The 10,628-nt window shown below is 41.1% G+C and carries 6 protein-coding genes and 1 pseudogene; 4 read left to right on the top strand and 3 right to left on the bottom strand.

What is annotated here, in order from left to right; genetic code table 11:
• Window positions 1-490: 490 nt before the first annotated feature.
• Window positions 491-879: pseudogene (locus tag H6G86_RS36585) on the bottom strand (fasciclin domain-containing protein).
• Between the two features lie 417 nt (window positions 880-1,296).
• On the opposite strand from H6G86_RS36585, the gene H6G86_RS36580 reads away from it, so the two are divergent.
• A complete protein-coding gene (locus H6G86_RS36580) occupies window positions 1,297-1,491 on the top strand; it encodes a hypothetical protein (protein ID WP_190938465.1) in 195 nt (64 codons plus the stop codon).
• A gap of 227 nt (window positions 1,492-1,718) precedes the next feature.
• On the opposite strand, the gene H6G86_RS36575 is transcribed toward H6G86_RS36580, so the two are convergent.
• On the bottom strand, window positions 1,719-3,440 hold the full coding sequence (locus tag H6G86_RS36575; RefSeq protein WP_190938464.1) for a diguanylate cyclase: 1,722 nt from the start codon (window positions 3,438-3,440) through the stop codon (window positions 1,719-1,721).
• A gap of 685 nt (window positions 3,441-4,125) precedes the next feature.
• On the opposite strand from H6G86_RS36575, the gene H6G86_RS36570 reads away from it, so the two are divergent.
• From H6G86_RS36570 to H6G86_RS36560, 3 genes are all read left to right on the top strand, one after another.
• Window positions 4,126-5,304 (top strand): two-component system sensor histidine kinase NtrB, encoded by a 1,179-nt coding sequence (locus tag H6G86_RS36570; RefSeq protein WP_190938463.1) that lies wholly within the window; start codon window positions 4,126-4,128, stop codon window positions 5,302-5,304.
• Between the two features lie 55 nt (window positions 5,305-5,359).
• On the top strand, window positions 5,360-5,878 hold the full coding sequence (locus H6G86_RS36565; protein WP_199338566.1) for a response regulator: 519 nt from the start codon (window positions 5,360-5,362) through the stop codon (window positions 5,876-5,878).
• A 370-nt stretch (window positions 5,879-6,248) separates the two neighbouring features.
• Window positions 6,249-7,382, top strand: coding sequence for an ISAs1 family transposase (locus tag H6G86_RS36560; protein ID WP_190938462.1), 1,134 nt, complete (start codon window positions 6,249-6,251; stop codon window positions 7,380-7,382).
• 783 nt (window positions 7,383-8,165) lie between these two features.
• Here H6G86_RS36560 and H6G86_RS36555 read toward each other — a convergent pair.
• A partial coding sequence (locus H6G86_RS36555; protein WP_190938461.1) for an ATP-binding protein occupies window positions 8,166-10,628 on the bottom strand: 2,463 nt, incomplete at its 5' end.

Here is a 10,628-nt window from a genome sequence, read left to right as displayed (position 1 = left end):
AGAGCAAATGCTCTTTTAGCCTGTTCAATACCGATGAGTGATGCTTGGAGCGATCGCTTGACCATAGGACAAAAAGCTGCTCCTTAAATCATTAACTTTAACTTTTATTAATATCTGCAATCTTCTCGCTTTTGTTGTGATATTAGCATTTTACTCCTTTAAAGTTATACAAAATCTTAGAGTATGCTCTCAAATTTTTAAATTTTTGTGTCAAACTCAAACGTTATACACTTATCTTATACATTTCAACCTTTTGGCAAGACCTAAATTCAAACACTTGTCTGTAATGCTTAAGTAGATTTTATAGAGCTACTTGCTAATCATTTGCTTGGTTTCAAATCATAGTTGCATTACATAGATATCATCCAAATATATATTTTGTATTTAGAAAGTAGCGTTGCTGAATTCAGATATGAAAATTATTTTGCGTGATTTAAAAACTCTTGTAGAGACGTTGCAATGCAACGTCTCTACACCAAGATTCATATATTTAATCAGCAACGCTTATATATTTATTTACCGAGGAACCAACAATGATGTGGATGACACTGTTATCATCAGCAGCATCGGATTTTGAGCTTGTGAATTATAATCTGCATTGAAAGGGTCAATTTTAAAACTTGAACTTTCAACCGACTTTATGGGCATCACCTTACCAGAAACCACGTGATACGTCAGGAGTTCCTGGATCTTATTAATATTTTCAAGCAATGTCTCTATAGTACCGGCTGGAAGCTTTGCGAATGCTTGATCTGTAGATGCAGAGGCGATAAATGAGTCAACCCCTTTGAGAGTATCTATGAGATTGGCAGCCTTGATTGCATCAACTAGGGTGCTAAAAGAACCAGAGGTTACGGCACGATCACTAATATCAGCCATTTATTTCACTATGGTTGCGTGTAATTTTGCTAACAATTTTTTATCATCACATCCTAGCGTTAGAAATCATGTTTGAGTCAGCGGTTGAGTAGCGTATAAATTGTATAAAATGAGCAAAAAAAATTAAATAATTAAAATAGAGCAGATTTTAGGAGTTAGAAGTTTGGAGTTAATGGAAAAATATTGTTAGCGACAATCTAAAATTTTTATCCGGTTTGTGGTATATCGCGGAATCTGTAAGAGGCTATTTATAAAGTAAATCTAAAGATGGCTAGCCAAGTATAATTGCAAAGGTAGTCACCTCCTTACTAATAAGTTTTCACCAATAATGTCAACCCGGTTGAAACTATCTCCTTAGCCAAATGGCTGTTTGAAAATATAGTTAGCGATCGCTGGAATTATGAGCCTTTTTTTAGTATGACTCATAGTCCAAAATCATCAAATGTAGAGTGGAAGAATTTCAGCCATTTAGCTTCTTGGCTGCCAGATGGTCTTGCCATGAAGCTAAAAATAGCCCAAGAATCGAATCTCATTCAGATTGCTAAAGTGTTAGAAAATCAACTATCCCAATTACAACAAGAATTGGGAGATAATTCAGACACACAATTGTAGTCACCAATGAGCTTGTAAAATGCTTACGACGGCAACTGAGCTTTTTATAAGTGGGGCTTACGCGGCGTGCCCTAAAATATTATGTTCCCATTCTGAAATAATGGCAATTGAATCACTTGGGTTTGTTTGGCGTTATCAAGGTTAGACAACGAAATCCCCAACAATCATGACACTACGATTCTCCAGTTCAATCGACTCAAACAGTCCTTTGGCTATCTCAAAAATTGTCACTTATTTTTTGTTCGCTTTGCCTCAAGCATCGCTTGATTTGCAATATTGAGCAAATCGTGAAGTTTCATACCTGGCTCTGATATAGCTATTCCAAAAGAGGCAGTGATGCTTTCGAGGATCTGATCACCATTTTTCAGTTCCATTTGAGAAAGAGCATCTTTTAGTTGCTCAACTCGTTCAATCAGGGTTGACAACGTAATATTAGGCATTACAATCACAAATTCGTCACCGCCCCATCTGCATGGAATGTCAAAGGAGCGAATAGAGTTTAACAGCAGCTTTGCTACTTCCATGAGAACAATGTTGGCAGTCAAATGCCCATAGCGTAAGTTGTAAGATTTGAAGTTATCGATATCAAAAAAAACAATGCCAAGAGATTGCCCTAACCGTTCAGCTTCCGCTAGCCTCTGATCTGTTACAGTTTCCATATAGCTACGATTGAATAGTTGAGTCATCCCATCCCGCAAATTCTCATGGGTTAGACGTTGTTTTACCGATAGATTATTCAGTCCAAAGCCTAATGTTCTAGCAATAATCTCAGTAATTTGTTGATCTTCTAGACTAATTTCTTCAAGGGCATAGATGTGTAAAATCCCAACTACTTCGCCTTGTCCAAACAATGGAAAACACAAATGTGTGCCGCTAACAGGCTGTTTTAAGTGACTGCACATAATTCCTGAGTGACGAGGCGATAAAAGGTTTAATTTTCCTCGCCGCAATGCCCAACACTCAGATAGTGAAAATATTTCTTTACTGGTTCTTTCATCTCCCCAAATACTATTTATCTGAACATAATTCTTGGAATTAGCAATTATACAAATACAACCACTCATATTAGGAAACAGCTTAGAACAGGTGAAAGCGACCACTTGATATACCTCATTTTCAGATTCGCAGGAATACAGCATCTCTGCCATATCTGAGAGATATATGAGTTCTCGCTTTTTTGCCTCTAATTTTAGTGCTTTTTCTTCTAGCTGCCGATTTAGCTCGGTGAGTGATTGCTGTGCTTCTATAGATTCTGTAATATCAATACTGATCCCACCGATGCGGTGATCGCCCGTTGCGCCATCGCTAAAGGGAAACTTAAACGATAACCAGTAGCATGGCTCATTCTTCCCAGGTACTTTTACCTCTTCAATCAGCTTTAAGGGGCGTTGAGTCTTCAAAACGACTTGATCGTTTTTTATTATCTGCCACCCTTCTTCTGGATCTGGCAAGAATTCACTATCCGTTTTCCCCAACCATTCTTGTGAATCTACCGAAAATCTAGACTGTAGTTCCTGGTTGTAGTAAAGCACTTTAGATTGCTCATCTTTGATATAGGCTCCAAAGGGGCCTTGATCTAGAAATAGCCGTTGCATTTGCTGGCTGCGTTGAAGTTCACGGGTATCTTCTTGAGATTTGGCAATCACCTCTAAAATCTGATAAGCGGTTGGTATCAGGCACACTAAGGCAGACAAAGAAATAAACGCCATGATGTCGAGTACGCCTAAGTGCAACAAGGACACTGCCGAATGTGGCTCAAAGATCGCCAAAAGGTGATGAAATCCGCAAGATAGTATGAATCCACCCGATAAGAAAAAAGCTAGCCAAAACTGATCAGGGATAGTTGTCTTAGTTTTATTAAATAAAACTGCTATTACTATGGGGATGCCAAAGTATGAAAATGCAGTAATTCCGTGAGCTATTATGAAATTCCAGTAAATAATTTCCATTGCTCACATCATATAGGTAGGGAATCTGAAATCATTTCTGAAAATCTTAATTAGTGTAGGGTGGAAACCCTGCTTATCTAATTGATGTTGTTTACAAGTAAGCTAATATCATATATCGGAATTTAATCTTGTCATCGAATCACGCATCTCTCTAAAGAATGATTTCCAGCTCATTTTTTCTTTCCTCAAAGTTATACAAAAATCCCGATATCTTCCCACTTTTTCCCCTGTTGTATCGAAATCAAACGTTATATATTCATTTTCGATTTTTCTTTACTCAAAGTTATACAAAAATCCCGATATCTTCTCACTTTTTTCCCCTGTTGCATCGAAATCAAACGTTATATATTCATTTTCGATTTTTCAACATGATGACAACATCTGAATTCAAACACTTATATAAATAATGCTTAAATACAGGCGTATAAGTTATTTAGCTGTTACTTGCTTTATTCTAGGTTTCTAGTTATGATTCCCATATCATATAAATATATTTTCTGCTCTAGAAAATTTGAGTAAGAGAAATAACTAAAACTCATCCATTTTAAAATCTGGAGTTTTATTATTTTCTATTGGCTAAATTTGGGAGTTTGCCTTAATAACAAAAAACTCCCTTTTTCCAGGTAGATGCAGTTGAAGTTTTCTCGATTTTTTGTTTTATTGATTAAAACTCGGAGATGAAAATATGAGTTTATTATCAAGTAAAATTTCTATACAGAAAATCCGCGAACAAGCGGCACTGCTTGATATTACCAATGACGCAATTATCGTCTGGACTCTAGAGCAGGAAATCTTATTTTGGAACCAAGGCGCAGAGCGATTGTACGGCTTTCCGGCACTAGAAGCTATCGGAAAGAATGCCCATAAACTTTTTCACCAAGAAATTTCACCAGAATGGCTCGCAGCTAAAATAACCGTGTTCGAGAGTGGTTCGTGGCAGGGAGACTTGCGTAAATTGACGAAATTAGGCAAGGAAGTGATTGTGGCTAGTCGCTGGACACTGATGCTTGATGAAGCGGTGCAAGCCAAATTGATCTTCACTGTTAACACAGACATCACTGAGAAAAAACAACTAGAAGCCCAATTTCTCCATATCCAGCGATTAGAGAGCCTTGGCACGTTAGCGAGTGGTATAGCCCACGATGTCAACAACATCCTAACGTCGATTTGCTTATCATCGGAAATGTTGGGACTCCAACTTTCTCCACTAAAAGCGCCACATCAGAAGATGCTGAAAAACCTGGAACAGAACTCGAAACGGGCGAGTGATTTGGTGAAGCAATTTATGACATTTGCAGGCGGTTCTGAAGGAAAGAGTGTGTATTTGAAAATAGAAGACTTACTGTTGGAAATAGAGCAAATGACTAACAGTACATTCCCAAAATCGATCAACATCAGTAAGAATCTACCGACTCAAGAGTTATGGGAGATATTGGCAAATCCGACTCATATACATCAGGTGTTAATGAACTTGTACCTCAACGCTCGTGATGCCATGCCTAATGGCGGTACGCTGTTTATAACGGCGGAAAATTTATTGGTTGACGAAAACTTTGCTCGTCGGATGATGTGGGATGCGAAACCGGGCTGCTATCTGGTTATAACTATAGAGGATACAGGAGTTGGCATGACACCACAAATCTTATCGCGAATTTTTGAACCGTTCTTTACAACCAAGAAAGAGGGGAAAGGCACAGGGCTAGGTCTGTCAACTGTGATTAAGATTGTCAAAAACTACAATGGTTTTGTGAACGCGGAGAGTGAGTTCGGCAAAGGCAGCAAATTTCAGGTGTACTTGCCATCTGTTCAACAAGTGGAAAAGTTGCAAGCAGAAAGCTTAGAATTGTCCAAGAGCGTTGAATAGTTAAGCGGCGACAGGATTATTTATGGCAAATCCTCTGTGGTGAATTGTCCAGCAGTTGGTTGAAGCCCACGGCGGCAAGATTACGGCTGACAATCCAGGTGTTGGATTGGGAGCTACCTTTATAGTCCAGTTGCCACTGCTGAATGTTGAAGCAGAAATCAAACAGATAGATGAGTTGTCACAACCAGGACTCGAACTCACAGGGATTCGGGTTTTGACAGTGGATGATGACCCCGATGCCCGCGAGCTATTAACAGTATTGTTTACTGAATACGGAGCGAAAGTCTTGACTGTTGGCTCTGCGGCAGAAGTTTTAACAAACCTAGAGTCCTTTAAACCCGGTGTCTTAGTCCGTGATATTGGTATGCCCGAAGTTGATGGTTATTCCCTAATTCAACAGATCCGAACTTTACCTCCTGAAAAAGGGGGAGAGATTCCTGCGATCGCTTTGACTGCTTATGCTAGGGTTGACGATTATGAACAAGCCATCACTAGTGGCTATCAACGGCATTGTTACCAAGCCCCTCAATCCAGAAGAATTGCTTCAAGCAGTGCTGGCAATCGCACAGATTAAACCAAATTATTAGCCATTTTTTAAAAGTAGGTTTTGCTTTATGCTGCTCCTTCGCAACTAGACCATTTATAGCCATCATCTCTAAATTGAAAGAGTCTGTTAGCACTGTCTTGGCTATAGGATTAGAAAGAGAGTTTTTCTAGCCACCTTAATAGGCAGGGCAAACGCATCTAAATATTGACGAGCCAGAATCAGGGTGAAATTTAGCAAAACCCTAATCAAATAAGGCTTTCAGGAAATTAAACATCCACTTTTACGATAATGATAATCATTATAAAGGGGAGTTAGAGGCAGCCGTCGGCTGCCTGTCAAGGAATATGGTATTCTCGCAGAAACTCCAAAGAAGAATTACATTCTTATTCTCCTTTCTATGAAGCTCAAACCAAAAATCACGATTGCTGACCATTTTTTGGGGATAGAAGACCCACGAATTGACCGCACTAAACGACACAATTTAATTGATATCATGACCATTGCCGTATGTGCTGTGATTTGTGGAGCGGATGGTTGGACGGCAATCGAGACGTATGGCTGTGCAAAGTATGAGTGGTTAAAAACGTTTTTAGAACTACCAAATGGCATTCCATCTCATGATACTTTTGCGAGGGTATTTGCACAAATAAATCCTCAACAGTTTCAAGAATGTTTTCTTAATTGGATGAAGTCAATACAGAACATAACTTCTGGGGAAGTGGTTGCAATTGATGGAAAAACTTTGCGTGGTTCTTATAATGAAAGTAGCGACCAAAGTGCAATTGTGATGGTCAGTGCATGGGCAACTACAAATAGATTAGTGTTAGGGCAAGTTAAGGTGGATGAAAAATCCAATGAAATTACAGCAATTCCCGAACTATTAAAAGTTTTAGAACTGTCTGGATGTATTGTCACAATTGACGCAATCGGTTGTCAAAAAGAGATTGTAAGATTAATTACACAGCAAGATGCAGATTATGTAATTACCTTAAAAAAGAATCAAGGAAATCTCTACGATAAAGTTGAAAAATTATTCCAGTCAGGAATAAGTACAGATTTTGAAGGGATCGAACATAGCACATATAAAACAGAAGAAAAAGGGCATGGTCGTCATGAAATCCGCCACTATGTGATGTTATCTCAAATTCAGTCTCTGCTTAACGCAGATTCAGTTTGGTCAAACTTTAATAGTGTTGGAATGGTAGAATCTGTCCGTTCATTAAATGGTGAAACAACGGTTGAAACCCATTATTTTATCAGTAGTCTTGAGTCAAATGCTAAACAGTTTGGTAATTCTATTCGTAGTCATTGGGGAATTGAGAATTCATTACATTGGATATTAGATGTCGCCTTGAGGGAAGATGACTGTCGGATTAGAAAAGATAATGCTCCACAGAATTTTGCGATTCTCAGACATATTGCAGTCAATCTTTTAGGTCAAGAGAAGCGCGTCAAACGTGGAATAAAAAATAAACAATTTCTCGCTGGGCTGGATAACAATTATTTAGCAAGAGTTTTAGCCTTAGCATAAGGCTAACATATCAAAAATTAAATTTGAATCTTTAGGAATAAATTCACTTTTCCTCTAGATAAACATACTTTTATAAACTCGAATATCGAGTAATTTTAGTATCAACAAATAATTATTTAGTTTCAGATAATCTAATTCATGTTTTTCAGGATACTTCATTTGTTTTATTTATCATTTTAAGGATTTTTACAATTATCTGTGTCATTTTGAAATCTCTCTTAGTTTTTATTAGTAAATAAGGTGCGTTTCCCCTAGGCTTACACATAACTAAAATCATTGCTGTACAGGCCACAGTCCTGAAAAACTTGAGGCTATAACGAATGGCACTAAGAAAAGGGAAAATCGTTGAGGCAGCAGGGGGGCTCCAGGAGCAAAGGAGCAGGGGAGAAAGAAGAAGTTTTAAGCATTGCGTTCGGATATTTAGAAATTCCCCTATGCGCCCCTGCCCCCTGCTCCTGGAGCATCCTTACGCTGCATACCCTTCAGCTTAACTTAACCTGAGTTCGGGTTAAGCCAGAAGCTAAAAAGCTTATTCTGTCAGGATTGAATAAAACTGGAATTGATCAAAGCAGGGATAAAAGTGGAATCATTTTGTCAATAAGGTTCACAAATGAAACTAATCTCAGCAATATGTCTTATTGACAATAGATGAAAACAAAGCTTTAGACCGAACAACGATAATTCAAGGCTTTTGAGGATTTCTTATCCCGAACTCAGGTTAACATAGGTTTAGGGGTTTGCATCTGTATCATATTTTTTGTGAAATGGTATAACGGCAAGCCGTTAAGTTCGTTTAGTCAAATCGGCAATTATTGCACGCAGTTGAACCAGATCACAGGGTTTAGCTATGTGCATTTGAAACCCAGCCTCGATCGCCCGTTGTTGTTCTGCTTTACTGGCATAGCCCGTCAGCGCGATCGCCGGAATTTTTCCTCCGGCTGCCGCACTGAGCGATCGCACCTGTTGAATCAGGAAGTAGCCATCTTCATCAGGCAAGCCGAGATCAGAAATCAGCACATCATAGCGGTTAGGGCTTTCCCTGAGAGCAGAGAGGGCTGCTCTGGCAGTCGTTACAGCCAGCACCTCTGCCCCGTAATCCTCTAGTATTAACTGCAAGGGTAAAAGCACATCGACCTGATCATCAACCACCAGGATATGCAAGCCTTCTAGAGAGGGGAGATTTTGCGAAGCGTCCAAAGATGTTTCTACCGTCGGTTCGACAATCGGCGGTGCGGTTGGGGGCGGGACGTATAACGGCAACCGCACGGTCAGTGTGGTACCTTGTCCTTCGCCCGGACTTTCTGCCAGCATAGTGCCACCATGCAGCTCGATGAGATGCCGCACGATCGCCAAGCCCAATCCTAGCCCTTGATTGGTTTTGATTGTACTGGAATCGCCCTGATAGAACCGCTCGAAAATATGTGGCAATAAATCTGCTGGAATACCAATTCCTGTGTCACTGACTTGAATTTGCGCCTGCTGGTCAACCTGTGACAGCGTGATGTCTACTCGTCCACCCGCAGGCGTAAACTTGATTGCATTCGAGAGCAGGTTCCCCAGCACTTGCTGCAATCGTTCGGCATCCCCCAGCACGGTGATCGAACTCAACGATGACACTAACTGAATATTTTTTGCCACCGCCGATAAGTTAACGCTATTGAGAGCAGTTTGAACCAATAAGCTCAAGTCGATCGGGCGGCTATTCAATTGCGACTTGCCACTCGCAATCCGAGAGGCATCCAGAATATCTTCAATTAGGTAATTGAGTAGCCTACCGCTCTGCTCAATGGCTTCTAAGGCGTGATCGACTGTTGCCTTGTCGAAGTCGCGGTTGCGGAGCAGTTGCACCCAGGCCAGCAGCGAGGTGAGCGGATTTCGCAGTTCATGGGACAGATTTGAGAGAAATTCATCTTTGGCACGATTGGCCGCTTCAGCCTGCTGGCGTGCCGTGCGCTCGGTAACATCTGAGATCGCTAACAAAATCATGTCTGTGTTGTCTTCTCGGTGCAGTTTGCACGCATTGAGCAGCATGTTTTTATGCCCAATCTGCTCGAAATTATGATGGACCTCAAAATCCTGCACCACAAGCTCACCCGCCAGAATACCGTTCAACATCGATCGCAGTTCGGGAATATCCCACTGCCCATTACCTAATTCAAACAGCAACGTATGGATGGTTTCAGCTTCAGAAACCTGAAATGTCTCGTAAAACGCTCGATTCACGGCATTCACCCGTAAATCAGCGTCCAGCACAACCAGCGGGATTTGCACCGTCTCAATGATGGTTTCTGCATAATTGCGAGCGCTCTCTAGGCTGGCGTTGTAGCGTTTGAGGGTATCAATATCCTGTAGCACCATTGTCACACCGTCAATTTGGTTTCCAGCAGTGCGATAGGGGCGAATGCGGATGTCATACCAGTATCCAGCTTCTGTTTGGATCTCCTGTTCTTTCGTATTGAGGGTCTCCAACACCTCCAAAATCATCGGTTCTAGCTGAGAAACGTCAAAATTACCATGCAGGTCAGTGAAGGGTCGTCCGATATCGGTGGCGATGAAATTGAACAATCGCTGGGCGGTTGGTGTAAAGCGGCGAATCCTTAAGTCATTCGTCAGCATCACAATCGGGATATTAATGCTGGCGATAAAGTTGTTGAGATCACTATTGTCTCGATTTTGTTGCAGATTCCGACTCCGCAGTTCTTCATTGGTCGTCGAGAGTTCTTCATTGGTGGCTTGAATTTCTTCCTTCGCCGTTTGCAGCTCTTCATTTGTGCTTTGCAGTTCCTCATTGCTCGATAGAATCTCTTCATTTGCTATGCGTAAGTTTTGGTTGAGTTGGTTTTGCTCCTGAATCACCGCTTGCAGATGCGCTTGGGCCGAGAGTTCGCGTTGGGTAGCAGCAGACAGCGCCTGACGAAGCGTTACAAGCTCACGTGCTAAGTCCGCTGGCTCCAAGTTTTCTACCGTTGCGGGACTGGTGAATGTGTTAGAGGCAGGGGCAGAGGGCGAGATGGGATTGAAAAGCACCAAAAAATAGAGTGTGTTCGTCTGGGCTGGGCGAAATGGCAGCACCTCCAGATTCAGCCGCGTTCGCTCACCCTGTTCCATTTGAATGTCTTCCTGCTGCACCAGCACGTTCTCTGTTTGAGCCTGATACAGGGCGGTGCGAAGGGGTGTTACCAGCCCTTCGCGTGCCATAGACAGCAGGTTTAGCTCCGTGGTGCTAGGGGTCAACTTCAGGTAAAG

The organism is Nostoc sp. FACHB-133 (genome assembly GCF_014698055.1).
Lineage (GTDB): Bacteria > Cyanobacteriota > Cyanobacteriia > Cyanobacteriales > Nostocaceae > Nostoc.
Note: the sequence above shows the minus strand (reverse complement) of the source record. Positions and strands in the feature narration are given on the sequence as shown.